Source organism: Streptomyces sp. CB01881, assembly GCF_002953255.1.
Taxonomy (GTDB): Bacteria; Actinomycetota; Actinomycetes; order Streptomycetales; family Streptomycetaceae; genus Kitasatospora.
Genome location: NZ_CP026498.1, coordinates 2,212,046 through 2,238,945, shown reverse-complemented (window position 1 = coordinate 2,238,945; position 26,900 = coordinate 2,212,046). Strand labels below are relative to the sequence as shown.

The 26,900-nt window shown below is 75.5% G+C and carries 24 protein-coding genes; 13 read left to right on the top strand and 11 right to left on the bottom strand.

Features of this window, described 5'->3' with window-relative positions:
- Nucleotide 1 precedes the first annotated feature (1 nt).
- Both C2142_RS09760 and C2142_RS09755 read left to right on the top strand, forming a co-directional pair.
- Entirely contained in the window at nucleotides 2-1,327 is a 1,326-nt protein-coding gene (locus C2142_RS09760; RefSeq protein ID WP_148642024.1) for a sensor histidine kinase, read from the top strand.
- Entirely contained in the window at nucleotides 1,315-1,971 is a 657-nt protein-coding gene (locus C2142_RS09755; RefSeq protein WP_148642023.1) for a response regulator transcription factor, read from the top strand. Before C2142_RS09760 ends, C2142_RS09755 begins: the two co-directional genes overlap by 13 nt.
- Here C2142_RS09755 and C2142_RS09750 read toward each other — a convergent pair.
- Complete coding sequence (locus tag C2142_RS09750; protein WP_148642022.1) at nucleotides 1,953-3,176, bottom strand: glycosyltransferase family 4 protein; 1,224 nt, start codon at nucleotides 3,174-3,176, stop codon at nucleotides 1,953-1,955. The genes C2142_RS09755 and C2142_RS09750 overlap by 19 nt on opposite strands.
- On the bottom strand, nucleotides 3,122-4,474 hold the full coding sequence (locus C2142_RS09745; RefSeq protein WP_241002476.1) for a glycosyltransferase 87 family protein: 1,353 nt from the start codon (nucleotides 4,472-4,474) through the stop codon (nucleotides 3,122-3,124). Before C2142_RS09745 ends, C2142_RS09750 begins: the two co-directional genes overlap by 55 nt.
- Nucleotides 4,475-4,623: 149 nt before the next feature.
- On the opposite strand from C2142_RS09745, the gene C2142_RS09740 reads away from it, so the two are divergent.
- The 7 genes from C2142_RS09740 (at nucleotide 4,624) to C2142_RS09710 (ending at nucleotide 14,020) form a co-directional block, all read left to right on the top strand.
- Nucleotides 4,624-5,607 carry a GNAT family N-acetyltransferase gene (locus C2142_RS09740; protein WP_153882765.1) on the top strand — a complete coding sequence of 328 codons (984 nt, stop codon included), beginning with the start codon at nucleotides 4,624-4,626 and terminating at the stop codon, nucleotides 5,605-5,607.
- Nucleotides 5,600-6,388, top strand: a complete 789-nt coding sequence (locus tag C2142_RS09735; protein ID WP_148642320.1) for an aminotransferase class IV — start codon at nucleotides 5,600-5,602, stop codon at nucleotides 6,386-6,388. Before C2142_RS09740 ends, C2142_RS09735 begins: the two co-directional genes overlap by 8 nt.
- 242 nt (nucleotides 6,389-6,630) lie before the next feature.
- Nucleotides 6,631-7,443 carry an ABC transporter ATP-binding protein gene (locus C2142_RS09730; protein WP_148642021.1) on the top strand — a complete coding sequence of 271 codons (813 nt, stop codon included), beginning with the start codon at nucleotides 6,631-6,633 and terminating at the stop codon, nucleotides 7,441-7,443.
- The gene (locus tag C2142_RS09725) at nucleotides 7,440-9,992 is read left to right on the top strand and encodes an ABC transporter permease (RefSeq protein ID WP_148642020.1); all 2,553 of its coding nucleotides are present in this window, start codon (nucleotides 7,440-7,442) and stop codon (nucleotides 9,990-9,992) included. Before C2142_RS09730 ends, C2142_RS09725 begins: the two co-directional genes overlap by 4 nt.
- A 376-nt stretch (nucleotides 9,993-10,368) precedes the next feature.
- Entirely contained in the window at nucleotides 10,369-10,857 is a 489-nt protein-coding gene (locus C2142_RS09720; protein ID WP_148642019.1) for a hypothetical protein, read from the top strand.
- On the top strand, nucleotides 10,854-12,455 hold the full coding sequence (locus tag C2142_RS09715) for a multicopper oxidase family protein (RefSeq protein ID WP_148642018.1): 1,602 nt from the start codon (nucleotides 10,854-10,856) through the stop codon (nucleotides 12,453-12,455). The genes C2142_RS09720 and C2142_RS09715 overlap by 4 nt, the downstream gene beginning before the upstream one ends.
- Nucleotides 12,456-12,658: 203 nt before the next feature.
- Nucleotides 12,659-14,020 (top strand): DUF2252 domain-containing protein, encoded by a 1,362-nt coding sequence (locus C2142_RS09710; RefSeq protein WP_148642017.1) that lies wholly within the window; start codon nucleotides 12,659-12,661, stop codon nucleotides 14,018-14,020.
- Between the two features lie 30 nt (nucleotides 14,021-14,050).
- On the opposite strand, the gene C2142_RS09705 is transcribed toward C2142_RS09710, so the two are convergent.
- Nucleotides 14,051-14,989 carry an LLM class flavin-dependent oxidoreductase gene (locus C2142_RS09705; protein WP_148642016.1) on the bottom strand — a complete coding sequence of 313 codons (939 nt, stop codon included), beginning with the start codon at nucleotides 14,987-14,989 and terminating at the stop codon, nucleotides 14,051-14,053.
- An 86-nt stretch (nucleotides 14,990-15,075) separates the two neighbouring features.
- Between C2142_RS09705 and C2142_RS09700 the strand changes: the two genes are divergently transcribed.
- Nucleotides 15,076-15,888 carry a helix-turn-helix transcriptional regulator gene (locus tag C2142_RS09700; RefSeq protein WP_148642015.1) on the top strand — a complete coding sequence of 271 codons (813 nt, stop codon included), beginning with the start codon at nucleotides 15,076-15,078 and terminating at the stop codon, nucleotides 15,886-15,888.
- Here the strand turns inward: C2142_RS09700 and C2142_RS09695 are convergent.
- Entirely contained in the window at nucleotides 15,867-16,301 is a 435-nt protein-coding gene (locus C2142_RS09695) for a hypothetical protein (protein WP_148642014.1), read from the bottom strand. The genes C2142_RS09700 and C2142_RS09695 overlap by 22 nt on opposite strands.
- Nucleotides 16,302-16,665: 364 nt before the next feature.
- On the opposite strand from C2142_RS09695, the gene C2142_RS09690 reads away from it, so the two are divergent.
- A complete protein-coding gene (locus C2142_RS09690; protein ID WP_148642013.1) occupies nucleotides 16,666-18,210 on the top strand; it encodes a hypothetical protein in 1,545 nt (514 codons plus the stop codon).
- 103 nt (nucleotides 18,211-18,313) lie between these two features.
- On the opposite strand, the gene C2142_RS09685 is transcribed toward C2142_RS09690, so the two are convergent.
- The 5 genes from C2142_RS09685 to C2142_RS09665 form a co-directional block, all read right to left on the bottom strand.
- Nucleotides 18,314-18,541, bottom strand: a complete 228-nt coding sequence (locus C2142_RS09685) for a hypothetical protein (RefSeq protein WP_148642012.1) — start codon at nucleotides 18,539-18,541, stop codon at nucleotides 18,314-18,316.
- 166 nt (nucleotides 18,542-18,707) lie between these two features.
- On the bottom strand, nucleotides 18,708-19,160 hold the full coding sequence (locus C2142_RS09680; RefSeq protein WP_194235765.1) for a hypothetical protein: 453 nt from the start codon (nucleotides 19,158-19,160) through the stop codon (nucleotides 18,708-18,710).
- Between the two features lie 56 nt (nucleotides 19,161-19,216).
- Nucleotides 19,217-20,794: a Clp protease N-terminal domain-containing protein gene (locus tag C2142_RS09675; RefSeq protein ID WP_148642011.1), complete on the bottom strand. Its 1,578-nt coding sequence runs from the start codon at nucleotides 20,792-20,794 to the stop codon at nucleotides 19,217-19,219.
- Nucleotides 20,791-22,110 (bottom strand): tetratricopeptide repeat protein, encoded by a 1,320-nt coding sequence (locus tag C2142_RS09670; RefSeq protein ID WP_162002432.1) that lies wholly within the window; start codon nucleotides 22,108-22,110, stop codon nucleotides 20,791-20,793. Before C2142_RS09670 ends, C2142_RS09675 begins: the two co-directional genes overlap by 4 nt.
- A 1-nt stretch (nucleotide 22,111) precedes the next feature.
- Nucleotides 22,112-22,474 carry a hypothetical protein gene (locus tag C2142_RS09665; RefSeq protein ID WP_148642009.1) on the bottom strand — a complete coding sequence of 121 codons (363 nt, stop codon included), beginning with the start codon at nucleotides 22,472-22,474 and terminating at the stop codon, nucleotides 22,112-22,114.
- A gap of 103 nt (nucleotides 22,475-22,577) precedes the next feature.
- Between C2142_RS09665 and C2142_RS09660 the strand changes: the two genes are divergently transcribed.
- A complete protein-coding gene (locus tag C2142_RS09660) occupies nucleotides 22,578-23,168 on the top strand; it encodes an HAD family phosphatase (protein ID WP_148642008.1) in 591 nt (196 codons plus the stop codon).
- 370 nt (nucleotides 23,169-23,538) lie between these two features.
- Here the strand turns inward: C2142_RS09660 and C2142_RS09655 are convergent, their stop codons facing one another.
- Together C2142_RS09655 and C2142_RS09650 are read right to left on the bottom strand one after the other, a co-directional pair.
- Nucleotides 23,539-24,456 carry a diacylglycerol kinase gene (locus C2142_RS09655; protein WP_148642007.1) on the bottom strand — a complete coding sequence of 306 codons (918 nt, stop codon included), beginning with the start codon at nucleotides 24,454-24,456 and terminating at the stop codon, nucleotides 23,539-23,541.
- A gap of 100 nt (nucleotides 24,457-24,556) precedes the next feature.
- A complete protein-coding gene (locus tag C2142_RS09650; RefSeq protein WP_148642319.1) occupies nucleotides 24,557-26,125 on the bottom strand; it encodes an FAD-binding oxidoreductase in 1,569 nt (522 codons plus the stop codon).
- A 74-nt stretch (nucleotides 26,126-26,199) separates the two neighbouring features.
- Between C2142_RS09650 and C2142_RS09645 the strand changes: the two genes are divergently transcribed.
- Nucleotides 26,200-26,808: a TetR/AcrR family transcriptional regulator gene (locus C2142_RS09645; RefSeq protein WP_148642006.1), complete on the top strand. Its 609-nt coding sequence runs from the start codon at nucleotides 26,200-26,202 to the stop codon at nucleotides 26,806-26,808.
- The last annotated feature ends 92 nt before the right edge of the window (nucleotides 26,809-26,900 follow it).

Sequence of the window (26,900 nt, the reverse complement as noted above, 5' to 3'; positions counted from 1 at the left end):
GATGGGTGGGAAGCGGGCGGACGAGGGACAGCAACCCGTCGCTGTCCTGGCAGCCCTGCGCGCGAGGCCGCTGCGCTTCCTCCGGTCGTCCACCCCCTGGCGCTGCTGGGCGCACGTGCTCAGCGGAGCGGTGCTCGGCCTGTTGCTGCTCGTCGTCCTGGCCGTGCTGTTGGCGGCGGGCCTCGCGCTGTCCGTGGTCGGCGTCGGCCTGCTGGTCCTGCCGGCCGTCGCCGTCAGCGGCCTGCCGGTCGGGGCCCTGGAACGCCGCCGGCTGCGGCTGGTCGAGCCGGTGCCCGTGCCCGATCCGCACCGCCCGCTGCCCGGGGCCGGCCGCCGGGCCCGCCTCCGCACCCGGCTGCGCGAGCGGGCCACCTGGCGCGAGCTCGGCTACACCGCCTTGTTCGCGCTGCCGCTGGCCGCCGCGGACCTCGGCCTCACCGCCCTGCTGGTCTTCTCCGCGACGCTGGTCTGCGCCCCGGTCGTGGTCTGGGCGCTGGCCCCCGAGACGGTGATGCTGATCCCCGGACAGGCGATCCCGGGCCCGGTGGAGGCCCTGCCCGCAACCGCCGTCGGCCTGGCCGGGCTGCTGCTCTGCGCCTACGCGGGCACGTTGCTGACCGTCGGCCGGGTCCGGCTGGTCCGGTTCCTGCTCGGCCCCCGGGACGAGGACCCCGGCCGGCAGGTCCTCGAACTGACCCGCTCCCGGGCCCGCCTCGTCGACGCCTTCGAGGCCGAGCGCCGCCGCATCGAACGCGACCTGCACGACGGCGCCCAGCAGCAGCTCGTCGCGCTCAGCATGACCCTCGGCCTGGCCGCGTACGAGCTGGGCGGGAGCAGCGGGGGTGACGGCGGTGACGGCCGGGCGGCCGCGCTGGTCGAGCGGGCGCGCGACGAGGCCCGGCAGGCGCTGGAGCAGCTGCGCGGCCTGGTCCGGGGCATCCACCCGCAGGTGCTCACCGACCACGGGCTGGCCGCCGCCGTCACCGAGGTCGCGCTGCGCCACCCGATCCCGGTCGCGGTCGACATCGACCTGCCGGCGAGGCTGCCCGGTCCGGTCGAGACGACGGCGTACTTCACCGTCACCGAGGCGCTCACCAACGCCGCCAAGCACAGCGGGGCCGCCGCGATCACCGTCCACGGCCGGGTCGAGGGCGGCCGGTTGGTGGTCCAGGTGACGGACGACGGCCGCGGCGGGGCCGATCCGGCGGCCGGGGCCGGGCTGCAGGGGCTGGCCGACCGGGTGGCGATCCTGAGAGGAAGGCTGATGGTGACCAGTCCGATCGGCGGGCCGACCAGGCTGCGCGTGGAGGTGCCGTGCTCCGGATAGTCATCGCCGAGGACGCCGTGCTGCTCCGGGCCGGGCTGGTCGAACTGCTCACCCGCGGCGGGCACCGGGTGGTCGCCGCCGTCGGCGACGCGAGGGCGCTGGCCGCCGCGGTGGACGCGGACCGGCCGGACGTCGTCGTCACCGATGTCCGGATGCCGCCCGACTTCCACGACGAGGGCCTGCGCGCCGCCCTCGAACTGCGCGACCGGCACCCGGGGCTGCCCGTCCTGGTGCTCTCCCAGTACGTGGCCACCCCGTACGCGACCCGGCTGCTCGGCGCGGCCGGTGCGCAGCCGGCCGGGCTCGGCTACCTGCTCAAGGACCGGGTCGGCGAGGTCGCCGACTTCCTGGACGCGTTGCGGCGGGTGGCCGCCGGGCAGACCGTGATCGACCCGGACGTGGTCCGGGTGCTGCTCCGGCAGCAGTCGACGGAGCGGCCGTTGGCCCGGCTGACCCCGCGCGAGCGGGAGGTGCTCGGGCTGATGGCGGAGGGGCTGAACAACCAGGCCATCGGCGGGCGGCTGAGCATCACGGAGGCCTCGGTGGTCAAGCACTGCGGCAACATCTTCATGAAGCTGGACCTCGACCCGGCCGTGGGCAACCGGCGGGTGCTGGCCGTGCTGGCTCACCTGCGCGGCGAGTAGGTCGCGTCGGAGGACGCGCGGTCCGGTGCAGGACGTTCCGCGTCCCGCTGGTCCGCATCCCGGTGGGCCGCATCCGGCTGGTGCGCGTCCGCGCGTTCCGGGTCCAGCAGCCCGGCAAGCCGGCGTGCCGACGTCTCCCAGGACCACTCCTGCTGCACCCAGCGCCGTCCGGCCGCCCCCGTCCGGGCCCGCTCGGTGGCCGGTGCCCGCAGCAGACGCCCGACCGCCGCGGCGACCGCGGCGGGGCTGCGGCCGTCGACGACCGTGCCGGTGACCCCGTCGAGCACCGCGTCGGGTGCGCCGCCCGAGCGGCCCGCGACCACGGGCAGCCCGGCGGCCGCGGCCTCCAGGAAGACGATCCCGAGCCCCTCGGTCTCCAGCCCGGCCCGCCGGGTGCGGCAGGGCATGGCGAAGACGTCCGCCGCCGCGTAGTGGGCCGCCGTCGCGGCGTGCTCCAGGCCGCCGGCGAAGACCACCGACCCGGGTTCGGTGTGCCGCCGGGCCAGCGCGCGCAGCCGCCGCTCGTCCGGGCCGCGTCCGACCAGCACCAGGACGGTGCCGGGCGCGGCCCGCCGGATCAGCGGGAGTGCGCGGATCAGGACGTCCTGGCCCTTGCGCGGGACCAGCCGGGCGACGCAGAGGACCACCGGCCCGTCGGCGCGCGCACCGTCGCCGGCCGGGCGGAACAGGTCGGCGTCGACGCCGGGTACGAGCCGCTCCAGCCGGGCCCGCGGACCGAGCGCCGGGGCGATCCTGGTCCGGGTGTACTCGCCCAGGTAGGTGACCACGTCCACGTTGTCGCCGATCCGCCGCAACAGCCGGCGGGCGCCGGGGGTGCGCGCCCACCAGATCTCGTGGCCGTGCGTGGTGGCGACCGTCCGCCCGATCCCCGGGGCGTGACGCCGCAGGCCGGGTGCCATCGCGGCGAGCGGGGCGGCGGCACCGAACCAGACCCGGTCGCAGCCGTTCGCGCGGGCGATCTCCGCGGCCCGGCGGGTCACCCGCGGGGTGGGCAGCAGCATCCGGGACCGGTCGCGGACCACCGGGAAGGGGAGTCCGGCGTCGTACGCGGCCGCGCCGGGTTCTGCCGAGGTGTAGACGACGACCTCGCCGGCGGGCAGCCGGGTGGCCAGGGCGTGGACGAAGGTCTCTATGCCGCCCTGCCGGGGCGGGAAGTCATTGGTGACGACGAGTGTGGTGGCCATGGGGTCGGTGCAACCTCGGTTCGGCGATCGGTGGAGTGCGCGGAGTGGGTGGAGTGTGGGGAGGCCGGTGGGGCGCCGAGGGCCGGCGCGGTCCGGGGGACCGGCGCCGTACGGGGAGAGGGGCGGGGGCCGGCGGGTACCCGGGCCCAGACGACGAGCACGAGCGGCAGGGCCAGGTAGCCGAACCGTCCGGCGGGTGCCAGCAGGAAGGCCAGGCAGAGCCCGAGCGCCAGCCGGTCGGCTGCGCCCGCGGCGTCCCGTGGCGGATGCACCGCCAGTGAGCCGGCGACGGCCAGGCCGGCGAGCAGCAGCAGGCCGACGGCGGCGTACCAGCCGGCCGGGCCGAGGTCCGCGAGCAGTCGCCCCGGCAGCGGGCTGCCGGCCGGCGTCGGCAGCCCGCCGCGTCCGGTGGGGAAGGCGAACACCTGCCGCACCAGCGGACCGGGTGAGCGCATCGCCACCGGCAGCACCAGGGCGGCCGTGCCCGCCACCGCGACGGCCGTCCCGCGCAGCGCGGCCCGCCGGCCGGCCGTGGCGGCCAGCAGCGCGGCCGCGACCGCGACCGCCGGCCAGGCCGTCCACTTGAGCGAACAGGCCAGGGCGAGCGCGAGACCGGCCCCGCCCGGGCGGCCCCGGGCGGCGAGGGCGAGGGCCAGGCAGCAGAGACCGGTCATCGGCAGGTCCACCCCGCTGACGCAGAGCGGCAGCGCGACCAGCGGTGAGGCGGCCAGCAGGGCGATCCCGCGCCGGTACGGGCGGCCCGTGGCCCAGAGACAGCCGAGGAACACCGCGGCGCACCAGAGCCGGGCGTCGCCGAGCAGCCGGGCCGGCCACCCGTCCGCCCCGAGCAGGGCGCGCGGCAGACCCAGCAGCGCCATGGCCGGCAGGTAGGGGGTGTAGTCGGTGACGGTCAGCGGCTCGGCCAGGTACGGCGAGCCGTGTTCCAGGAGCAGAGCGGCCGACCGTTCGATCACGGTGACCTCGCTCTGTCCCCGCCCGGTGAGTGCCAGCCCGAGCAGCGGGACGACGACGGCGCCGGCCGCCGCGACCGCCACCGAGACCGGCCGGGCCCGCCGCCAGGGCACCACGAGCACGGCAACGGCCGCCGCCAGATAGCCGGTCGCCGCGACGGCGCCCCAACCGCGGTGCGGCGCGAGCCCGGAGAGGAACGGGAACGCGCCCGCCCAGCCGGCTGCCGCGAGCCAGCCGGCGAACCAGCCGGCTCGTCGGCGGAACAGGCCTGTGGGGTCGGTGAGTTGTCGGACGGAGGGCCGCCTGTCGGCCCGGTGGATCAGCACCCTTCCATTGCAGCGGCGCGGCCGGGCGGGGTCATGACGGCCAGGTCGAGACCCGGGGTCGGGTTTCCCCTACCATCAACCCCGTTCGTGCTGACGTTCGGTGGTGATCGAGTCACGTTCGGTGGCCGCGGCCCGATATCGTGGACTCCGTGGTGAGGTCCTGGGATGCGGCGGTGGAGCGGGCGCAGGAGCGGCTGGGGTCGGCGCCCCGGCTGCGGGCGGTGGAGGAGGGGGACGACCGGCGGTTCGCGCTCTGGGACCTCGCGTCCCGGGCCGAAGGGGAACTGGCGGAGCCGGTCGACCCCGAGGAGCTGGGCGCGGACGCCGAGCGGGTGCTGCGCGAACGGCTCGGCGAGAGCGGCCGGGAGTGGCCGGACGGCGAGCTGTACCGGCGCCGCTACTGGGTGCTGGACGAAACCGGCGGGCGGCCCGTCGGCACGGTGGCGGTCGACAACTGGACGAAGGGCCCGGGCCAGTTGGCCGTCTCCTCCGTCTACCTGCGCCGCTGCGCCCGTGGCCGCGGGCTGGCCGCCGCCACGCTGGACGAGGTCTACCGGGCCGCCATCGCCGAAGGCCTGCCCGGATACCGGCTGGAGGCCCACTGGACCTGGCAGCACGCCGTGCGCTACTACCTCCGCCGCGGTCTCTGGGCGGTCTCCTGGAAGCACGCCCTCGGCCTCGCCCGGATGCCCCAACTCCCGCCCTACCGGGTGGCGGAGGAGGACGACCGGCTGGTCCTGCTGGTCGCCGACGGGCCGCACGGCTGGGTGCCGCTGCTCGCCGCCGGCCGCGAGGGCCGCTGGCTCCGGCTGGACGAGACGGCCGCGTACCGGCAGAGCGACGGCTGGGTCCACGCCTTCGCCCGCTCGACCCTGGCCCTCCATCTCGCCCTGGCCGGCCGCCCTCTGGTCCGCGGCCCGCAGTGGTGGGCCGAGGCCTGGCGCTGGGCGGACACCGGCGAACCGGAGGGGCTGGCGTACCGGATCGAGCGCTTCGAGCAGCCCGCCCGTACCGGCGGCTCCCGCGCAGGCGGCCCCCGCGACACGGGCCTCCGCGGCGCCGGCTCCCCCTGCGCCGGCTCCCCCGCGTCCGGCGCCCCGGGGGTGCGGCTGGGAGACTCGGGGGATGGCTGAGATCGAGATCGACGGCGTGCCGGCCGATGCCGGGCAGGTCGCGGCCCTGGGGCTGCTGAACTACGGGCACTTCACCACCCTGCGCGCCGAGGCCGGGCGGGTGCGCGGCCTGACGCTGCACCTGGACCGCCTGGTGCGGGACGGCCGGACGCTGTTCGGTGCCGCGCTGGACCGCGAGGTGCTGCGGCGACGGATCCGCAGCGTACTGCCGGCGGACGGGTCGGCGGTGATCGTCCGGGTCACGGTGTTCGACCCGGCGCTGGGCCTGGAGCGCCCGGGGGCCGACGCCGCACCCCGCCTGCTGGTGACCACGCGCCCGGCCCCGGCGGCGGCTCCCGCGCCCCTGAGGGTCCGCACCGTCGAATACCGGCGCGAGCTGCCGGAGGTGAAGCACGTCGGGCTGTTCGGCCTGGTCCGGCAGCGCCGGTTGGCCCAACTCGACGGCTACGACGACGCGTTGCTGGTCGGCCCGGACGGTCTGGTCACCGAGGGCGCGACCTGGAACGTCGGCTTCCACGACGGGCGGCAGCTGGTCTGGCCGGAGGGCGAGGCGCTGCCCGGCGTCACCGCCGCCCTGCTCGGCCGCGCCCACCCGGGCCGGCAGTGGCGCGGGCCCGTCGCCGCCGGGGACCTGGGCCGCTTCGAGGCCGCGTTCGCGCTCAACGCGGGCGTCGGCGTCCGCCCGATCGCGGCGGTCGACGGCACCGCCTTTGACCCGGCCCACCCCGTCCTCTCCGCCCTGCGCACCGCGTACGAGCGGATCGAGGGCGAGGAGGTCTGACCCCGAAGCGGCCTGGTCCCGAGGGGCCCGGCCCCGAAGCGGCCCGACCCGTGCGGAGGCCTGACCGCGGATGCCCGACCCGCGGATGCCCGGCCCCGCGGTGGTCTGGCCCGAAAGGGCGGCGCAGGGGTGGGGAAAACCCCACCCCGCGTCCGCCAGTGGCCTCCATGGTGGCTCCCGGAAGGCCTTCCTAGGCTGGAACACGTCGATGACCAGCGACGATTCCCGAAGGAAGGCCCACCATGGCACCCCGCCGCGACCGCCGCCCGACCGAGCACGCCGGGCAGACCGAGCAGTACGGGCGCCTCGCCCACGCCGCGATCGAACTGCGGGCGGTCCGACGCAGTTACGGGCGCGGCGCCGAGACGGTGCACGCCCTGCGCGGCGTCGACCTGGCGCTGGAGCGCGGCACCTTCACCGCGGTCATGGGGCCGTCCGGCTCCGGCAAGAGCACCTTCCTGCAGTGCGCGGCGGGCCTGGACCGCCCGGACGGCGGCGAGGTGTACCTGGGCGGCGAGGAGATCACCCGGCTGAGCGAGAACCGGCTCACCAAGCTGCGCCGCAGCCGGATCGGCTTCGTCTTCCAGTCCTTCAACCTGCTGCCCTCGCTGACGGTGCTGCAGAACGTGCTGCTGCCGCAGCGACTGGCCGGCGAGCGCCAGGATCGGGGCAGGGCGCGGGAGTTGCTGGCCCAGGTCGGCCTCGGCGAGCACGCCGGGCGGCGGCCCGGGCAGCTCTCCGGCGGTCAGCAGCAGCGCGTCGCGATCGCCCGTGCGCTGATCACCGGCCCGGACGTGGTCTTCGCCGACGAGCCGACCGGCGCGCTGGACACCCGGACCGCGCACGAGGTGCTCGGCCTGCTGCGGAATGCCGTCGACACCATGGGCGCGACCGTCGTCATGGTGACCCACGACCCGGTCGCCGCCTCCTTCACCGACCGCGTGCTCTTCCTGGCCGACGGCGCGCTCGCGGGCGAGCTGCACCACCCGGACCCGCAGGCCGTCGCGGACCGGATGGTCAGGCTGACGGCGCGCCCGGTGGGGGCGGCCGCATGAGCAACGGACTGGCACGCGCCTCGGTGCGCTTCCGGCCCGCGTCGTTCGCGGGCACCTTCATCGCCCTGCTGTTCGGCGCGGCCGTCATCACGGCCTGCGGCACCCTGCTGCAGACCGGGCTCACCGCGAGCGTGGCGCCGGTGCGCTACGCGCAGACCCCGGTGGTGGTCGCGGCCGACCCGAACGTCTCGGTCACCCGCAAGGTCGCCGACGGGACCGAGACCGTGAAGCAGGCCGTGCCCGAGCGGGCCCGGGTGGACGCGGCGCTGGCCGGGCGGATCGCCGCCCTGCCGGGCGTCGCGTCGGCCCGCCCGGACACCGCCTTCCCCATCCCCGCGGGCGCCACCGGCGGCCTGCCCGGCCTGACCGGCCGCGGCTTCGCCTCGCTCGGCATCGCCGGCCCGGGCGAGCGGCCGGCCGAGGGCCGCGCCCCCGGCACCGGCGAGGTCGTCCTCGACACCGACACCGCCCGCGCCGCCCACCTCGCCCCCGGCGCCACCGTGACGCTCGCCGCGCCCGGCGGCACCGGCACGTACCGGGTCTCCGGCCTCGCGGCGGCGCCGGGCGGCGGCCCGCAGGCCTGGTTCGCCGACGCCGTCGCCGACCGGCTCTCCGGCCACCCGGGCACGGTGGACGCGATCGCCGTCCAGCCCCGCGACGGCGTGGACCGCAGGACGCTCGCCGACCAGGTCCGCCAGGCCGTCGGCGGCGGTGCGACGGTGTTCACCGGCGACGCCCGCGGCGCCGTCGAACAGCCCGCGCTCACCGGGAGCCGCACCATGCTGACCGCGCTCGGCGGCTCCTTCGGCGGCATCGCCACCATGACCGCCGTCTTCGCCGTGATGAGCACCGTCGCCCTGGCCACCGGTCAGCGCGCCCGCGAGTTCGCCCTGCTCCGCGCGATCGGCGCCACCCCGCGCCAGATCCGCCGCACCATCGCCACCGAGGCGGTGCTGGTCGCGCCCGTCGCCGGCGCGCTCGGCATCCTGCCCGGACTGGCCCTGGCCCGCTGGTGGTTCGGCGAGATGGCCTCCCGCGGCGCCGTCCCCGGGGGCGTCGCGCTCTCCGTCGGCCCGCTGCCGATGCTCGCCTCCGTCGCCACCTGCACGCTCGCCGCGCTGGCCGCCGGTTTCCTCGCCGCCCGCGGGCCGGCCCGGCTGCGCCCGGGGCAGGCGCTCGGGGCGGCGGCCGTCGAGCCCGTCCGGCCCGGCAAGGTGCGGACCGTCTTCGGGCTGGTCCTCACCGCCGGGGGCGTCGCGCTGGCCGCCGTCGCCGCCGGCCTGGACGGGATGAACGCCGCCAACACCGCGCTCGGCGTGGTGATGTGCTTCCTGATGGCCGTCGCGCTGCTCGGCCCCTGGGTGGCCCGGGCCGCCGCCGGGGTGCTCGGCGCCCCGCTGCGGGCGGCCGCCGGCGCGCCCGGCTCGCTGGCCGCCGACAACACCCGGGCCAACGCCCGCCGGCTGGCCTCCGCGATCACGCCGATCGTCATGGTCACCGCCTTCTGCGGCACCCTGCTCTTCCTGCAGAGCACCGTCCGCCACGTCACCGGCGAGCAGGTGCGCACCGGAATCACCGCCGACCACGTGGTCGGCCCGGCCGGTCCGGGCCTGCCCGCCGCCACCGCCGGGCAGGCGGCCGGGGTGCCCGGTGTGGAGGCGGCCGTCGGCGTGCTGCGCACCGGCGCCGTCTACCGCGCCGGCGACGTGCTGGCCACCGCCACCGCCCTCGGCGTCAACGGCGACCCGGCGAAGCTGCCCCGGGTCCTCGACCTCGGAGTGCGGAGCGGCTCGCTCGCCGACCTCGGCCGTTCGGCCGACACCGTCGCCCTGGACGCCGCGCTCGCCGACACCCTCGGCGTCAAGGTCGGCGACCGGGCCCCGCTCTGGCTCGGCGACGGCACCCCGGCCCGGCCGACGGTGGTCGCCACCTACGAACGCGGCCTCGGCTTCGGCCAGGTGCTGCTGCCGCGGGCGGCCGTCGCGGCGCACGTCACCGCCGGGTACGACAGCCAGGTGCTGGTCGCGGACGCGCCCGGCGCAGACCGGGCCGCCGTCGCCGCCGGGCTGGCGGCGACGGCCGGGCCCGCCGGGGCCGGCGGCGTCACCGTCACCGACCGGGCCGGGTACGCCGCGCAGGTCGACCGGGCCCAGGAGATCAACGCCTGGGCGAACACCGTGATGGCCGGCGTGCTGGGCGGCTTCGCGGCCGTCACCGCCGCCAACACCCTGGCGATGACGGTGCTGGACCGGCGCCGCGAGGTGGCGCTGCTGCGCCTGGCCGGGACGACCCGGCGGCAGGTGCGCGGCATGATGCGCTGGGAGGCGCTGCTGGTCGCCGCGACCGGCCTGGCGGTCGGCGGGGTGATCGCCTGGATCACGCTGGTCCCGGTCACCCGGGGCATCACCGGTGCCGCCCCGCACGTCCCGGCCGGCACCGCCCTGCCGCTGGCCGCGGGTGCCGTGCTGCTCTGCCTCGGCGCGACCGGTCTGCCGGCCCGCGCACTGCTCCGGGCCCGCCCGGTGGCGGCGGGCGGCGGCAGGCAGTAGCGGGCGCCCGGGGCGGCGGCGGGCCGCTGCGGGCTCACGGACCAACGGGCGGTGCGCGACCACGGCGTACCGCCCGTTCGGGTGAGAAACGGGCCCCGGAACGGCGCAGTGGGGTGGCCGTGGGCATCAACACCGTTCAGATGCGTTGATCGTGATGTCGGATCAGCTACGCTCGCCGCCGCGCCGTCCGGGGCCGAGCCGCCTCCGGGGGCGTTTCCCGTTCCCTCCGCCTGTTCCCTCCGTCCGTCCCTCCTACAGCCCGTTCCTTCAGCCCGTTTCGCCGGGCCGTTCCGTCCGCCCCTTCCGCGTGCCGTTCCGCAGGCCCGTCTCCGGTGCCCCGCCCCCGCCGCCCCGGCCGAGCAGAGAGAAGCCCTCCATGAGCAGTCCTCCCGTGGCCCCCGCCCCCCGTTGGCCGCTGATCCTGCTGCGGGCGACCGCCACCGCGCCGGCCGTCCTGGCCCTCCTGCAGACCGTGCTGGCCGCCGGCTTCCTCAACGGCCACTACGAGGCACTGGCGATGCACGCGGCGGGCGCGACGGCGCTGGCCGCCGTCGCGGTCTGTCAGCTGGTGGCGGGAGTGCTGGTCCGGTGGCCCGGCCGCGGCCCGCGCTGGCCGCTCGGCGTCTCGGCGCTTCTGACGGCCGCGGTGATGCTGCAGATCGGCCTCGGCTACAACCGCGCGCTGGGCCTGCACGTGGTGCTCGGCGTGCTGCTGGTCAGCGGCACCCTGTTCGCCCTGGTCGGCGCCTGGCGGCAGCCGCTGCCGGCCCGCTCGCCCGCCCCCGCCGGAGCGGGCGGCCCCGAGGGCCCCGAAGACGCCGGCCTGCTACCCCGGCCGGGAGGGCACGTGGGGGTGGCCCCGTGAACCGCCGACGGTTCCTCGGCATCGGCGCGGCCGCGGTCGGCGCGGGCGCGCTGGGGGCGTTCGCCGTCCCGGCCGCCGCCCGTCTGCTGACCGAGGGGCAGCCGGGCCTTCTGCTGAGCAGCGCGGTGGAGCTGCCGGAGGCGTTCCAGGTGCCGCTGCCGCTGCCGCCGGTCCTGCGGCCGGTGCGCAGCGACGGCAGCACCGACTACTACGAGATCACCCAGCAGGTCGCCCGGCTGGAGATCCTGCCCGGCCTGCGTACCGAGGCGTGGACGTACGGCGGCAGCTACCCCGGCCCGACGCTGGCCGTCCGGGCCGGCCGGGAGACGGTGGTGCGCCACCGCAACGAGCTGCCCGTCCCGTCGGTGGTCCACCTGCACGGCGGGCACACCCCGGCGGACAGCGACGGCTACCCGATCGACCTGATCCTGCCGGCGGCGTCGGGCCGCTCGGGCGACGCGAAGGGGCACGCCGCCATGGCGGGGATGGCGGGCATGGCGGGGATGGAGCACGGCGCCGGCCTCACCCTGGCCCGGACCACCAACAGCGACCGCACCTACACCTATCCCGGCAGGCAGCGCGCGGCCACGCTCTGGTACCACGACCACCGGATGGGCTTCACCGGCCCCGGCATCTGGCGGGGCCTCTCCGGGTTCCACCTCGTCCACGACGACGAGGAGGACGCCCTGCCACTGCCGCGCGGCGACCGCGACCTCCCGCTGATGCTCGCCGACCGTGCCTTCGCCGAGGACGGCTCCCTCCGCTATCCGGCGATCGACCCGGCGCTCACCGTCCCGGGCGTCACCGACGAGTACATGAACGGCGTGCTCGGCGACGTCCTCCTGGTCAACGGCGCGCCCTGGCCCCGGCTGGACGTGGACCGCGCGCGCTACCGGCTGCGCCTGCTGAACGCCTCCAACGCCCGCCTCTACCGCCTGGAGCTCGACCCGCAGCCCGCCGGCGGCGACGCGCTGGTCCAGATCGGCGGCGACGGCGGCCTGCTGGAGGCCCCGGTCGCGCACGACGCCGTCGAGATCGCCCCGGCCGAGCGCTTCGACCTCGTCGTCGACTTCTCCCGCTACCCGCCCGGGACGTCCGTCCGCCTGATGAACCGGTTCGGCAGCGAGCGGACCGCCGAGGTGATGCGGTTCGACGTGTCCTCCCGTCCGGTCCAGGACGACTCTGCCGTGCCCGAACGGCTCGCCGCCTTCGAACGGCTCGACCCCGCCGCCGCCGCGACCACCCGCACCTTCGGGTTCCGTCGCAGCCGCAACGACGGCTGGACCATCAACGGCAGGCCCTACGTGCCCGGTCGCGCCCTCGCCAGTCCCGCCCTCGGCACCACCGAGATCTGGCGGTTCTTCACCGACCTCCACCACCCCGTCCACCTCCACCTGGACCACTTCCAGGTGCTGTCCCGCAACCGCCGGCAGCCGGGCCCGTACGACGCCGGCTGGAAGGACACCGTCGACCTGCGGCCGACGGAGGCGGTGGAGGTGCTGGTCCGCTTCACGGACTATCCGGGGGCGTACATGCTGCACTGCCACAACCTGGAGCACGAGGACATGGCGATGATGGCGGACTTCGTCGTCGAGTGAGGCCCCGCGGTCCCCGGGCTTCACCTGTTCGGCCGAGCGCGGGTGGGCGTGCCGCAGGCCTGCCCGCGCCTCGACGTGCCGGGCCCCGGCGGGTGACCTAGCGTCGCAGGGAGATGCCCGCCCACCGGCCGGGGAAGCCGCACCCGGGCCCGCGACGCCGGCCGGGCGGCCGCGTGGCCGCGTACGAGACCGAGGAGCCGTGCATGACCACTCCCGCCGAACGCCGCCGCCGCGGCCGGGCCGCCCGCGCCCGGGTCTCGCGCGCCGCCCACGGCCTCTGGATCCCCGCCGCCGACCGCCCCGACCCGGTCGCCGTGCTGGAGCGGCAGGGCGTCGGCCGGGTCGCCGAGCTGCTGCCGATCCGCTACGGCAGGATGGCCGAGTCCGCCTTCGCCTTCCTGCGCGGCGCGGCCGCCGTCATGGCCGCCGACCTCGCGGCCGGCCCCGACACCGGTATCACCGTCCAACTCTGCGGTGACGCACACCTGTTGAACTTCGGGGTGTACGCATCACCGGAACGCGCACTGCTCTTCGACCTCAACGACTTCGACGAGACCTACCCCGGCCCGTTCGAGTGGGACGTCAAACGGCTGGCCGCCAGTGTGGCCGTGGCCGGCCGCGGCAACGGCCACGACGCGGACCAGGTCCGCCGGGCCGCGCTCACCGCCGCCCAGGGGTACGCCACGGCCATGCGCAAACTGGCCGCGCTGGGCGAGCTCGACGTCTGGTACGCCCGGATCGACACCGACGACATCCTCCCGCTGGTGCGCAAGGCCAAGAGCCGCAAGCTGGTCGAGGCCAACCTCGCGAAGGCCCGCCGCCGGACCAGCATGCACGCCTTCGGCAAGCTCACCGAGATGGGGGAGGACGGCCGCCGCCGGATCATCACCGAGCCGCCGCTGATCGAGCCGCTGCCCGGGAACGAGCTCCGCCGGGTAGGCAAGATCTTCAGCGACTACCGGGCCAGCCTGGCCGAGGACCGCCGCGTCCTGCTCGACCGCTTCCACTTCGTCGACGCGGCCCGCAAGGTGGTCGGCGTCGGCAGCGTCGGCACCCGCTGCTTCATCGTCCTGCTGGAGGGCCGCGACGAGCAGGACCCGCTCTTCCTCCAGCTCAAGGAGGCCGACCGCTCCGTCCTGGAGGAGCACCTGCCCGCCGGCCGCCCGCCCGCCGAGGCGCCGGTCTTCCACGGCGGCCGCCGCGTCGTGACCGGCCAGCACCTGATGCAGGCGGCCAGTGACATCTTCCTCGGCTGGACCACCGGCCCGGCCGGCGTCCACTTCTACGGCCGCCAGCTGCGCGACATGAAGGGTTCGGCCGACGTCTCCGGCATGACGGCGTCGGGCCTGCGCGCCTACGCCGACCTCTGCGGCCGCGCCCTGGCCCGCGCCCATGCCCGTTCCGGCGACCGCCTCGCCGTCGCCGGCTACCTCGGCAGCGCCGACACCTTCGCGGAGGCGATCGCCGACTTCGCCGTCCACTACGCCGACCAGACGGAGACCGACCACGCCGCGCTGCTGGCCGCCATCGAGGACGGCACGGTGGAGGCGAAGCCCGGGATCTGACGGGGTGTCACACCGGTTCGGGCAGTGGCGTCACGTCAGTTCCGGCAGCAGCGCGGCGAACCGCCGGAGCTGCTCGCGCTGGGACGGCAGGTCGAGCGCGCCGAGCCGGGCGACGATGTGGCGCGCGCCCGCGTCGCGGTAGCGGGCGAGCCCGGCGAGGACGTCCTCCGGGGCGCCGGTGACCACCGCCTGGATCTTCTCCAACTCGGCCAGTGGCATTCCGTAGTTGGCGTGCGCGTAGGCGTCCATCGCCTCGCGGCCGTCCGCCACGTTCTCGTCGATGCGGACCGAGATGAAGAGCGCCGGGGTGATGTCCGCCGCCCGGCGCCCGGCGTCGGCCGCGGCCCGGTGGACCTCCGCCAGTCCGGAGCGGTAGTCGGCAGGGTCCGGCGGGTACGGCAGCCAGCCGTCGTAGAGCCGCCCGGTGCGGGCGAGCGCGGCCGGGGTCGCGCCGCCGAGCCAGACCGGCGGGCCGCCCGGGCGGAAGGGGGCCGTCGCGGCCGGGATCGCGGCGAGGTCGTGGAACTCGCCGTGGAAGGAGGTCTCCCCGTTCCACAGCGCCCGCCAGAGCGCCACCGTCTCGTCCAGCCGCGCGAACCGGCGCGCCCACGGCACCTCCGACAGCTCGTACAGCGGCCGTCCGAACCGTCCCGGGAAGCCCGCCCCGACCGCGACGGCCAGCCGGCCGCCGGAGAGCAGATCGATCGAGGCCAGTGCCTGTGCGGCCTGGACCGGCCGGCGCAGGAACGGCAGGAGGGCGCCGGTGCCGAGGGTCACCCGCTCGGTGACCGGGGCGAGCGCGGCCAGCATGGTGAGGGTCTCGATACGCGGGCTGAGCAGCGAGTCGTTGGCGAAGAGCGAGGAGTAGCCCGACTCCTCGGCCTCCCGGGCGAAGGCGATCAGCTCGCGCGGGTCGCCGGTGGTGCCCCACTGGGCCTTGCCGGTCGGGAGAAGTACACCGATGTCCATGCCGGAGATCGTCGCCGGTGGCGGATGTCGTCACAATTCCCTTGGGGGAATGGCCGGTACTCCGCCGCACCGGCTACAACTGGCACGTGGACTTTCCCCAGACGCTCCGCGAGCGCCGTACCCGCAGCCGCATCAGCCAACTCGACCTCGCCACCCGCGCGGGCACCACCCAGCGGCACCTCAGCTTCATCGAGTCCGGCCGCTCGGTGCCGGGCCGGGGCATGGTCGTCCGCCTCGCCGAGTCGCTCGACCTTCCGCTGCGCGAGCGCAACGAGCTGCTGCTGTCGGCCGGTTACGCCCCCGCGTACCGCGAGAGCCCGCTCGACAGCCCCGACCTCGCCCCCGTCCGCACCGCCATCGACCACATCCTCGCCGGCCACCTGCCCTACCCCGCCCTGGTGGTGGACCGGCAGGGCGACGTGGTCGCCGCCAACGCGGCCCTCGACCTGATCACCGAGGGCGCCGCCCCCGAACTGGTCGGCCCCGGAACCAACGCCTACCGTCTCGCCCTCCACCCCGACGGCCTGGCCCCGCGCATCCTCAACTTCGCCGCCTGGGCCCGCCACATCGTGGAGCGGACGGCCCACCTCGGCGAGCTGCACGCTGAACTCGCCTCGTACGTGCCCGAGTTCGGTTCCGTCGGGGTGGACCATCTCGGCTTCGCCGTGCCGCTCCACCTGCGCACCTCGCGGGGCGACCTGCACCTGATGACGACGGTCACCACCTTCGCGACCGCCGTCGACATCACGCTCGCCGAGCTGAAGCTGGAGGCCTTCCTCCCGGCGGACGAGGCGACGGCGGCGGCGCTGCGGGCGGAGGGGAGCCCGGTGGCCGGTCCGGCGGCTGGTTCGGTGGCCGGTCCGGCGGCCGACGGGGCTCAGGCGCCGGGGAACATGTAGTCGGCCGTGATCCGGTCCTCCTCGTCCAGCACCAGCACCTCCAGCCCGCCGCCGAGCGCCTCGCCGCCGGCGGCGGGCGCCATCTCCCAGCTGAACGTGAGCATGTTGCGCAGTCGGGTCGCGTTGCCGCGGGCCCGGAAGGTGAACTCCCCGGCGGCGACGAACTCCTGGTAGCTGCGGGCGACCCGGGTCTCGATGGCGTCGTACCCGGAAGCCTCCAGCACGGTGTCGTCGAACCCCAACTCGGCGGCCCGGTCGCGGATTTCCACCGGAGGCTGGAGCAGGTGGACGCCACCCTCCGCCCAGGTCAGCTCGATCGCCTTGCGGCGCAGCGTCGGGTCCGGCTCGATCCAGAGGGCGATGTAGCGGTCGGCGATGTCCTGCGCAGTGGGGGTGGTGGCGGTGGTGGTCATGGTGTGCTCCTCGCGCTGTGTCGGCGGTGTGCCCGGACAGCATTCATCCTGCGATGGGCAGGTGATGGGAACAATTCCCGGCGGGGAATGACCCGGTCGACCGGCGGGGGTGGTGGCCCGCCGGTCGGCGGAATGGTGTGCCGGGGGCACCCGCCGAAGGTCTGGGGGCGTTCCGGTGGTGTCGGTCAACTTGGCCGCCATGGAAGCGAATTGACGGTTCCTTGACCATTCGTTCACCGTTTGCATGTCTTCGACAAGCTTGTTTCCCGTCAGTAACATAGCGCGGGAGCGGCCGTTCGGGCCGCCACTGAAGCCACTGGTCCCGGGCGCCCGTGTGCGCGTCCGCCACTTCGAAAGAGCTTCGTTGAAGAGTCCCCTCGGCACGGCGGTCCGCCCTGCCCTCGTATCGCTGTTGCTGCTCGGCGTCGCTGCGTGCGGCCCGACCTCGGGCACGCAGCAGGCCGCCCCGGTCGACATGGAGGCCGTCGGCAACGCCGCCCCGGCGACCACGTCCGCCCCGGCGACCCCCGCCAACCCGGCCGGCCACGCTAAGACGGCCGGACCGGCCGCACGGCCGTCCGGCTCGCCCCGGGCCGGTGCCGGCAGCCAGGCCGCGACGCCTTCGGCCGGCCGTCCGGCGGAAGCCGCCACCCTGCCGGTCGCGGCCGCCCAGCCGGGCGCGCAGCAGGCCGCCATCGGTGCGCCCGGCAAGGACGGCGCGGCCGTCGCCCCGGAGGCCGGAAACCTCAAGGTCACCGCGTACGACCCGGCCGCGGGCACGGCGGTCCTCTCGGCTGCCGCGCCGACCGGCCCGTCCGCCGGCGCGTCCGCCACGCCCACCGCCGCGGCCACCCCCGCCGAGGCCGTCAAACCCGGCCAGCTCCTCGCCAGCCCGCCCACCGAGGCCGCGCCGCAGGGCGCACTGGTCGCCGTGACGGCCGTGAAGTCGGCCGGCGGCGGAGCCGTCACCGTGGCCACGCGGCCCGCGACCCTCTCCGAACTGCTCGGCAGCAGCGAGGCCGACGGCAAGGTGCCCGTCGACCCGAACGCGATCAAGGTGACGCCGCTGGTCAAGGACCTCAAGGCGACCGTCGCCCGGGAGAACGGCACCACCAAGGCCGACGCCTCCGGCACCCTGGAGGTCGACGTCAACGCGCCGATCCCGCTGCCCGACGGCCTGAGCGCGGCCGCCTCGGCCTCGCTCCAGCTGCACCCCGCCCTGCACTTCGCCTACCACGGCGCGGGCGTCGGCAGCCCGCGCACCGCGTCCATCGGCTTCGACCTGGGCGCCCACGCGCAGTGGAAGGTCAGCGGCGATCTCGCCCGCAGCACCGGCTCCGCACCGATCCGCCTGCCGTTCGCCAAGCTCCAGGCCAGCCCGGTCGTCACGGTGGCAGGCCTGCCGGTCGTGGTCAACCTCGGGCTGACCTGCTACCTGGAGATCGGCGCCGACGGCAAGGTCCACGTCGAGGCCGAGCAGGAGATCACCGGTACCTGGGCCGTCCACGCCGACTACACCGGCGGCCGTGGCTGGACCTCCGGCACCGACGCGGCCGACACCAAGGTCTCCCCGGTCCACGTCCGGGTCTCCGGCAAGGCCGCCGTCCGGGCCGCACTCGCCGCCGAGGTCAGCGTCGGCCTCTACGACACCGTCGGCGTCGAGGCGACGGTCGCCCCCTACCTGCGGGCGCAGGCCGACGGCTCGCTGGCCGTCGACGTCCCGGGTGGTTCGCCGCAGCTCCAGGGCAGTTGGGCACTGCTGGGCGGCGTCGACCTGAACGGTGCGCTCACCGCCCACCTGAAGGTCTTCGGCACCCCGGTGATCGAGGGCAAGCTCCCGCTCCCGCCCTTCCACCGTGAGTGGCCGCTGCTGAGCGGCGCCCTGCCCTCGGCTTCGCCGAAGAGCTGAGCCGTCCCTGAACAGCGAACCCCGGGCCGATCCCTTCGGCCCGGGGTTCGCTGCTGCTGCGGTGTCAGTCGAGAGTGTCAGTCGACGATGTCAGCTGTCGGTGTCAGCTGACGGTGGAGGGCGCGCTGGGACGGGCCGCCAGGCCCGCCGCCGGAGCGGCCATCGGAGCGGCCAGTGGGTCGAGCCGGCCGATCACACTGCCCCAGAACTCGGTGAACCAGATCCCGCGGTCCGCACCGGCGGTCAGGTAGTACGGCCGACGGGCGGGAACGGGCCCGGCCTCGGCCTCGTCGGTTGCCGCTGCGGGCTCGGGCGCTGCCGGGCGGCGCACCGCGTCGCGACGGCGGTAGGGGACCGGTCCTCCTCCTGAGGCCCCCCGGCCTTCCGTACGCGGCCCACCCTAGGAGCCGGACCCCGCCGGGCCCCGCCACGGCGCGTCCCCCTGACCCGGACGGCGGACGGCGCGACGGACGCCGGGGAGGTGATCGGTCACCCGGTCAGCCGGCATCGGGGGAACGGGTAGCCGGGCCTTCGACGGCTCGCAGGTGCAGGACACCGTCCTCGCTTGCGCAGCGGACGGTGCCCGAGGCGAAGTCCAGTTCGACGGCGATCCGGCCGGTGAGCGGCTCGTACTCCTCCCGTGCGCCGAGCACGGTCTCGCCGAGGTGGCGGGCGAACGGCGTCGCGTCGTCCGCCGCGGCGACCTCGAAGCGTCTCCAGTCGCCCATGTCGTAGCCCTCGTACGGCGCGGACGGCTCCAGCTCCAGGCACCAGTCCGTCCCACTCGCCACGCGGATCGCCCCGCCCAGGTCGTCGAGCAGCCAGACCTCCACCGGCAGGGGATCGAGCCGTTCCTCGTACACGTGCCACGCCGCGACGACGCCGGTCAGCCGCCGGCCGATGAGGAAGGCGGGATCGAGGCCGGGGCCGTGCCCGGCACGCGTCGGCATTTCTCCCACTGCGCGAGAAGTCGGGCCCGCCGACTTCCTGCGCAGCGAGCGCGCGCTCAACTCATCGACCAGACCGAGGGATCGTGGGGGCCGCTGCGTGCGGGACGGGCCGGGGTGCGGGGAGCGGGGGTGTCCGGGACGCCGGCGTACGTGGTGAGGGCCTCCGTCACCTCGGCGGCGGTGACGTGCAGGCCCTGCGGGCCCTCCGGCGCGGTGCGGCGGCGGTGTTCGGCGAGAGCAGCGGTCAGGCGTTCGATCTCCTCCGCGTAGTGGCCCGCGAGCACGAGGTCCTGCGAGGCCGTCGCCGAGTCCAGGTGGCCCCGGCGTTCGGTGAGCCGCTGCTCGTACTCCGCGGCGACCGGATCGGCGTGCTCGACGACCCGCCGGGTCCCTGCCACGGCGCTCGCCTGGTCGAGCAGGTCGATCGCCGAGCCGGGCAGGGCCTGACCGGGCAGGTGGTCGCGGGCGAGCTCGGCCGCGGCCCGGAGCGCCTCGTCGGTGATCGCGACGCCGTGGTGCTGCTCCAGGCGGGGACGCATGTGGGCGAGGACCTCCCGCACCTCGTCGGTGGAGAGCTCGCCGATCTCCAGCGGCTGGAGGAACTCGTCGAGGCCCGGGTCCGGATCCCGGCGGCGGAACTCGGATGCGGTGCAGGCCGCGATGACCGAAACCCCGGGGCTGCGCAGCACCGGCCGGAAGAAGGCGAGCGCCTCCGCCCGGCCGTCGGAGGTGTGCAGGACGGTGAACGCGTTGTCGAGGAAGAGGACGAGACCGCCACCGTCACCCTGCTGGAGTTCGGCGAGCAGGCCGGACATCAACTCGGCGAACCGGCCGTGGTGCTGGGGATCGGTGAACAGTGCGCCGACGTCGAGCGAGTAGACCTTCCGGCCGGCGACGACGGCCGGTGCGGTGCCCGCCGCGACGGCGTGGGCCAGTCCGGCGACCACGCTCGCCTTTCCCACACCGGGGTCGCCGACCAGCAGCGGGACGTTCCGCTGCCGCCGGGAGAGCACCTGGGCGATCCGCTCGATCTCCGCCGTCCGGCCGACGACGGGGAAGAGCTCCTGGCCGGCGGCTTCCCGGCCGAGGTCGCGGGCGAGTTCGCCCAGGAGCGGCCGGTGTGCGAGGGGCGGCTGATGCGGCGCGGGCGGCAGGGTTGGTGAGTCCGGCAGGGACGGCTCCGGCGCGGACCCGAGCAGGGCGTAGAGCACCTCCTGACGGGTCCTGTCGAGCGAAATGCCCAACGGGCCCGTGAGGGCCTGGACCGCGACGCCTTGGCCCTCCTGGATCACGGCCAGCAGGAGGTGCTCGGTCCCGACGTACTGGTGGCTGAGCTTCACGGCCTCGGAGAATGCCAGCGATCCCAGAACCCTCTGCGCGCGCAGCGTGAAGGGGAGCTCGCCGGTCGGGCGCTGCTGCCCGCGGCCGATGATCACTTCGACCTCCTGGCGGGCCGCTTCGAGCGTGACCCCGAGACCGGCGAGCGCCACCGCGGCGACCCCTTCGCCCTCCTGCAGCATGCCGAGCAGCAGGTGCTCGGTGCCGAGGTAGTTGTGGTTGAGCATCCGGGCCTCATCCTGGGCCAGGAGGACCACCCGTCGCGCGCGGTCGGTGTACTTCTCGAAGTCGGTCACCGCTCACCCCCCTCCGGGCCCAACCCCGCCAGATCCGTCCGGGCCCGTTCCGTGTGCTCGTGCCCGGCTCCCAGGATTCGTTCCCGCTCGCTCACCAACTGCCGCAGCAGCGCGGCTGCTTCGTCCACCGCGCCGGTCAGCGCCAGGTTGCGCGCGAGCAGGTGCCGCGTCCGCAGGGTCTGCGGGTCCTCGGGGCCGAGGACACGGCTGCGGTCGGCGAGCAGGATGCGCAGGATGGCGACGGCCTCCTCCCGGTGGCCGGCCTCCCCGAGGTTGACGGCGAGGAACTGCCGGCTGCGCAGGGTGTCCTTGTGGTCGGGGCCGAGCAGGTGGGTGTGGTCCGTGAGGAGCGGGCGCAGCAGGCGCGCGGCCTCGGCCGGGTCGCCGGCGCCGCCGAGGCTGTGGGCGAGCCACTGCCGGCTGCGGAGGGTGTCCTCGTGGCCGGTGCCGAGAATGCGGGTCTGTTCGTCGAGGATGCGGCGCAGCTGCTCCGAAGCGCCTTGCCAGTTACCGGACTTGCCCTGCTCGACAGCGGCTCTCACGCGCTTCCGCAGGTCCGGCCCGGCCGCCGCCGCGTACGCGCGGTTGGCGCCGAGGGCGATCAGGCTGGCCGTCCGGGTGGCGCGGTTGAGCGGGACGGGCAGGCCTTCCGCGGTCATGGTGGCGGAGAGCCGCCGGTAAAGGTCGTCGACGGTGAGGAGTTCGGGGCCGCCGACCACGCCTTCCCGGAGCAGCCGGATCAGGCGTCCGGAGAAGGCGGTGTGGTCCTCACCGGGCAGGGAGAGGGCGACCTGGTCGCGCTGGGCGGAGGTGAGGACGTAAGTGCCCTCCACGTCGAGGCGGTTGAGCTGCTCGCCCGCACCGCCCGCCATCGAGTCGGTGACGACCCGGCCGGAGAAGCAGCAGTCCAGGACGATGAGTTTGGCGGCGGCCCGGCTGTCGAGGACTGCGCTGCGCAGCTTGTCGTACTCCAGCGAGCCGAACTCCGGCGCCTCGAACTCGCTGTCGGGCAGGGCGAGGTAGAGGTCGTGGCGGCGTCCGGCGACGAGGCCGTGCCCGGCGTAGTAGACCAGCAGGAGGTCCTCGGCCTCCTGCGCGGCGGCGCGCAGCCGCCGGCCGACGGTGCGGATGTCGCCGTCGTCCAGCAGGACCGCGCAGTGGTGCTCGGGGACGAGGCCGTGCGCCGGGTCGGTGAACACCGCGGCGAGGTCGGTGATCGTCCGCCGGACGGTGTCGAGGTCGGGAAGGTCCTGGTCGGAGTAGCTTCCGGCGCCGATCAGGACGATCCGGGACCGCTGGGGATCCGGAAGGCGCACCTCACTCCTGCCCGGCCTCGCCACGGTCGAGGACCTGGCGCAGGACGGCCTCAAGGTCCTTGCCACGGACCCGCTTGGCGTCGATCTCGACCGCCTCGCCGCCGGGCCGGCGGATCTTCAGCCGGATGTCGCTCCGCTTGGGCTGGGCGAACCAGGTGCGCAGGGAGGCGGCGAGCACCGAGACGGCGCCGCCGGCCCCGACCGCGACGGTCACGAGGTCCGACACCGAGCCGAGCTCGCCCGGTGCCGGCACCGCCCCGGTCAGCCTGACGCCCGCGAGCCCCGGCTCCCCCCGCAGCCAGTCCGCGAGCGACTCGGCCTCCTCGGCGGTGCGCTCACCGGTCACCGAAATGTGCACGTCCATGGCGCCCCCCAAGTGGCCTGGAAATGGACGAAGTCGAGACCGGAGTCTACTGACAACCGGGCGGCCCGCGTGCCGGGAAACGGCCGAGAGATACCCTGATCCGATGATCATCCCGTTGCCGCCGGGCACGTTCCGGGCCTACCTGTTCGACTGCGACGGCACCGTCGCCGACTCCATGCCACTCCATTACCGGGCCTGGAAGCAGGCGCTCGACGAGTGGCACTGCACCTTCCCCGAGGACCTCTTCTATGCCTGGGGCGGGCGGACCGTCGCCGACATCATCGCCTCGCTCAACGAGGAGCAGGGGCTGGCGATGCCGGTGGACGCCGTCGCCCGCCGGAAGGAGGACCTCTACGGCGAGCTGCTGCCGCAGCTCAAGGCCGTCCCGGGCATCCTGGCCCACGTCGAGTACGCGCACGGGCGGCTGCCGAGCGCGGTGGTGTCCGGCAGCACCCGGGAGTCCGTCACGGCGTCGTTGACCACCCTCGGGCTGCTCGACAGCTTCGACCTGCTGGTCTGCGCGGGCGACTACGCGAAGGCCAAGCCCGACCCGGAGGCCTTCCTGCTCGCGGCCGAGCGCCTCGGCGTCCGGCCCCGGGACTGCCTGGTGTTCGAGGACACCGATCTGGGCGTCCAGGCCGCGACCGCCGCCGGCATGGCGTCCGTGCGCGTCCCCTCGCCCCAGGAGCGGTGAGCGGCCCTGCACAGGAAGTCGGCCGGTCCGACTTCCTGTGCAGGATCGTCCTGTGCGGCATCGTCCGGCCGGTTCGTCGCCCGCAGGCGGGGAGTGCGGGGCGCCGACCGTGGGGAGAGAACCTCCGCACCGGCAACGGGCTCGGGCGAGTACGCCTGCTGCCCTGAGGCGGCGGAGCGACAAGGTCTCCGGCAGGGAACGGACGGACCGGGCCGTCATGGTCATCCAGAAGATCGTCGGATGCGGGTTCATGGCCACCGGTGCCGGCATGTTCCTGGTGACGCCGGGCGACCTGCTGTCCGGTTGGCCGGTCGTGAACCGGTGAGGGCCCCACCGGAGATCCTCCGACGGGGCCCTCACCGGTTTGCGGTCAGGCCGGGGCGAGCAGGTGGAGCGCGCCAGGGACGACGGTGACGTCGACCGGCAGCGCGGCCATGAACTCGCCGTCCGCGTAGGCCGTGATGCCCGGCGACTCGATCCGCAGCGACGCCGTGCGGTGGGTGGTGACCTCCGGGCGCTCCACGTGCGTCCCCTTGAAGAGGGTCGGGAAGAAGCGCGCGATCCGCAGCCTGGGCATCGCGGACACGAGAGTGAGGTCGAGGAGGCCGTCGGCGGGGTCGGCGGACGGGCAGATGAGCATGCCGCCGCCGTAGCTGCTGGTGTTGCCGACGGCGGCCAGCGTCAGGTCGCGTTCGATGACGGTGCCGTCGGCCAGGGTGACGCGGAAGGGGAGGGGCCGGAGGTTGGCGAACTCGACCAGGATGGCCAGGTTGTAGCGCATCCGGCCGCGCGGCCAGCGGAGCCGGTTGGTGCGGTCGCTGACGAGCGAGTCGAAGCCGCTGGCCAGCACGGAGCCGAACCAGTGCGACGATCCGTCGGAAGCCGTGACGCGCCCGAGGTCCACGGACCGGGTGTGCCCTGCGGCGACGACGTCGGCCGCGGCCTCGGGTGCGTCGCGCGGCAGGTTGTACGCGCGGGCGTGGTCGTTGCCGGTGCCGGCCGGGACGACGCCGAGCGGCACGTCGCTGCCGGCCGCGGCCTGGAGACCGAGGTTGATCATGCCGTCCCCGCCGACGACCACCAGCGCGTCGCAGGAACCGGAGGAGACGGCGGCGCGGGCCAGCCGGAGGGACTCCTCCGCCGAGGCGCCCGCCTGCTCCTCCACCTCGACGCCCAGGGCGCGCAGGCGGGCGGTGGCGCGGCGGGCCGCCGGCTCGGCGTGGCCGGCGGCTGCGGCGGGGTTGGTGAGGAGGACGACGCGGCGGATGGCCCCTCCCGGCTGGTTCATGCGCCCACCTCGCTGCACTCGGCAGGGGCATGAGCCCACGCGCGCCTTCCGGCGACTCGTGCTCCCCCCGGCTTCGGCCGGGGGGACCCCCAAGGGCTGCTCACGGGATCAGCTTGCCGGGGTTGAGGATGCCCGCCGGGTCGAGTTCGGCCTTGACCGCGCGCAGGATGCGGACGCCCAACTCGCCGATCTCGTCGGCCATCCAGGGCCGGTGGTCGGCGCCGACGGCGTGGTGGTGGGTGATGGTGCCGCCGCCCGCGACGATGGCGTCACCGGCGGCGCGCTTGGCGGCGGCCCACTGGGTGAGCGGGTCCTCGCCGAGGGCGGCGACGACGGTGAAGTAGAGCGAGGCGCCGGTCGGGTAGACGTGCGAGATGTGGCAGAGGACGAGCGCGCCGGGGAGCGCCGAGGTCAGCGCGGAGGTGACGGCGAAGCGCAGGTCGGCGAGCCGGCGCCAGTCCGTCGCCGTCTCCAGCGTCTCGCAGAGCGCGCCCGCGGCGAGCAGCGAGTCCCGCAGGTACGGCGCGTTGAACCGGCCGTGCTCCCAGGCCCGGGCGGGCGCCTCGCCGAGCGAGGTGCCGCCGGCCGCGAGCAGGACGTCGCGGGTGAGCTGGTGGCGGGTGGCGACCTGGTCGGCGGTGCCCTCGAAGACGGTGACCGCCAGGCAGCCGGTGACGGCCGGCTCGCCGCCGATCTTCTCCGTCATCGCCAGGTTGACCATCGTCTCGGCCTCGTCGGAGAGCCGGATGACGGTCGGGCCGGTGCCCTGCTGCTCGACCGCGCGCAGGGCGGTCGCGCCGGTCGCGAAGTCCGGGAAGGACCAGGCCTCGTACGCCTTCACCGCGGGTGCCGCGTGCACCCGCACCCGGACGGCGGTGATCACGCCCAGGGTGCCCTCCGAGCCGAGGAACAGCTCGCGCAGGTCGGGGCCGGCGGCGGAGGCGGGGGCGCGGCCGAGGTCGAGCACGCCCGCCGGGGTGACGACGCGCAGGCCGCGCACCATCTCGTCGAAGCGCCCGTACCCGGCGGAGTCCTGGCCGGAGGAGCGGGTGGCCGCGAAGCCGCCGATGGTGGCGAAGCGGAAGCTCTGCGGGTAGTGGCCGAGTTCGAAGCCGCGGGCGGAGAGCAGGGCCTCGGCCGCCGGGCCGGTCAGGCCCGCGCCGAGGACGGCCTCGCCGGAGGTCTCGTCCAGGTCGAGGAGCTGGTCGAAGCGGCGCAGGTCGAGCGAGATCACGGCGGTGAACGCGCCGCGCTCCGGGTCGAGGCCGCCGACCACGCTGGTGCCGCCGCCGAACGGGACGACGGCGATCCGGTGTTCGGCGCAGAGCGCGAGCAGTGCGGTGATCTCGTCCTCGCTGCCGGGCAGGACGACGGCGTCGGGCGCGTCCTGCGGCCCGCGGCTGCGCCGGCGGAGCAGGTCGGGGGTGGACTTGCCGCCGGCCCGGGGGAGGCGGTCGGCGTCGGCGGCGCTCACGTGGGCCTCGCCGACGACGGCGGCGAGCGCCTTCAGGTCGGCCTCGGCCAGCCGTGAGGGGCTCAGTACGACCTCGTCGGCGGACGGGCCGGGGGTCGCGTCGCCGGTGACGCCGAGGGCTGCGGTGAGCAGGGCCTTGATGTCGGCGGACAGCTCCTTGGCGAGGGCCGGGTCGCCCCAGGCGTCCCACTTCATCGGGGGGAGCGGCAACGCGGCTCCGGCCGGTCCCGCTTGCGTCTCAGGTGCCATGCGTTACAGTTTCACACATCATGTCAAGTAGTAACGCGAGCCCAGCCGGCCCCGACGGAGCCCCGGAGCCCCGCAGTACCGACGACGCGATCCTCGACGCCGCCGCCGAGCTGATCGTCCATCTCGGCGTGCGCCGGACCCAGTTGGCCGAGATCGCCCGCCGCGCGGGGGTCAGCCGCCCGACCGTCTACCGGCGCTGGCCGGACGTCCGGGCGGTGATCGGGGCGCTGCTCACCCGCGAGATCCGGGCCACCCAGGAGACGGTCGCGCTCGTCGGAGAGGACCGCGAGGCCCTCGTCGACGGGGTGGTCGAGGTGGCGGTCCGGCTGCGTGACCACCCGGTGCTGGGCGCGCTCCTGCGCTCGGCCGACTCCGACACGCTCTTCGAGTACGTCGTGGAGCGGCTCGGCACCAGCCAGCGCGGCCTGATCGAGGCGCTGTGCGCGGGTATCGAGCAGGGCCAGGCGCACGGCTCGATCCGGGCCGGCGAACCGGTCGAGATGGCGGCCATGGTGCTGCTGATCGCCCAGTCCACCGTGCAGTCGCACCGCATGGTCGCCGCACTGCTGCCCGAGGCGGCCTGGCGGCGCGAGCTGACCCGGGCGCTGAACGGATACCTCGCGCCGTGAACGGACACCTCGCGCCCTGACCCACGGCGCCGCACGCCCTGACCTACGGACACCGCACGCCCTGATGCACGGACACCTCGCGCCCTGACGTA

Coding starts and splice junctions, on each gene's coding strand:
- C2142_RS09730 (WP_148642021.1), top strand. CDS start 6,631: ATGGCACCCCGCCGCGACCGCCGCCCGACCGAGCACGCCGGGCAGACC.
- C2142_RS09735 (WP_148642320.1), top strand. CDS start 5,600: ATGGCTGAGATCGAGATCGACGGCGTGCCGGCCGATGCCGGGCAGGTC.
- C2142_RS09650 (WP_148642319.1), bottom strand. CDS start 26,125: ATGAAGTGGGACGCCTGGGGCGACCCGGCCCTCGCCAAGGAGCTGTCC.
- C2142_RS09720 (WP_148642019.1), top strand. CDS start 10,369: ATGAGCAGTCCTCCCGTGGCCCCCGCCCCCCGTTGGCCGCTGATCCTG.
- C2142_RS09725 (WP_148642020.1), top strand. CDS start 7,440: ATGAGCAACGGACTGGCACGCGCCTCGGTGCGCTTCCGGCCCGCGTCG.
- C2142_RS09665 (WP_148642009.1), bottom strand. CDS start 22,474: ATGGACGTGCACATTTCGGTGACCGGTGAGCGCACCGCCGAGGAGGCC.
- C2142_RS09660 (WP_148642008.1), top strand. CDS start 22,578: ATGATCATCCCGTTGCCGCCGGGCACGTTCCGGGCCTACCTGTTCGAC.
- C2142_RS09680 (WP_194235765.1), bottom strand. CDS start 19,160: ATGCCGACGCGTGCCGGGCACGGCCCCGGCCTCGATCCCGCCTTCCTC.
- C2142_RS09760 (WP_148642024.1), top strand. CDS start 2: ATGGGTGGGAAGCGGGCGGACGAGGGACAGCAACCCGTCGCTGTCCTG.
- C2142_RS09655 (WP_148642007.1), bottom strand. CDS start 24,456: ATGAACCAGCCGGGAGGGGCCATCCGCCGCGTCGTCCTCCTCACCAAC.
- C2142_RS09750 (WP_148642022.1), bottom strand. CDS start 3,176: ATGGCCACCACACTCGTCGTCACCAATGACTTCCCGCCCCGGCAGGGC.
- C2142_RS09695 (WP_148642014.1), bottom strand. CDS start 16,301: ATGACCACCACCGCCACCACCCCCACTGCGCAGGACATCGCCGACCGC.
- C2142_RS09705 (WP_148642016.1), bottom strand. CDS start 14,989: ATGGACATCGGTGTACTTCTCCCGACCGGCAAGGCCCAGTGGGGCACC.
- C2142_RS09710 (WP_148642017.1), top strand. CDS start 12,659: ATGACCACTCCCGCCGAACGCCGCCGCCGCGGCCGGGCCGCCCGCGCC.
- C2142_RS09645 (WP_148642006.1), top strand. CDS start 26,200: ATGTCAAGTAGTAACGCGAGCCCAGCCGGCCCCGACGGAGCCCCGGAG.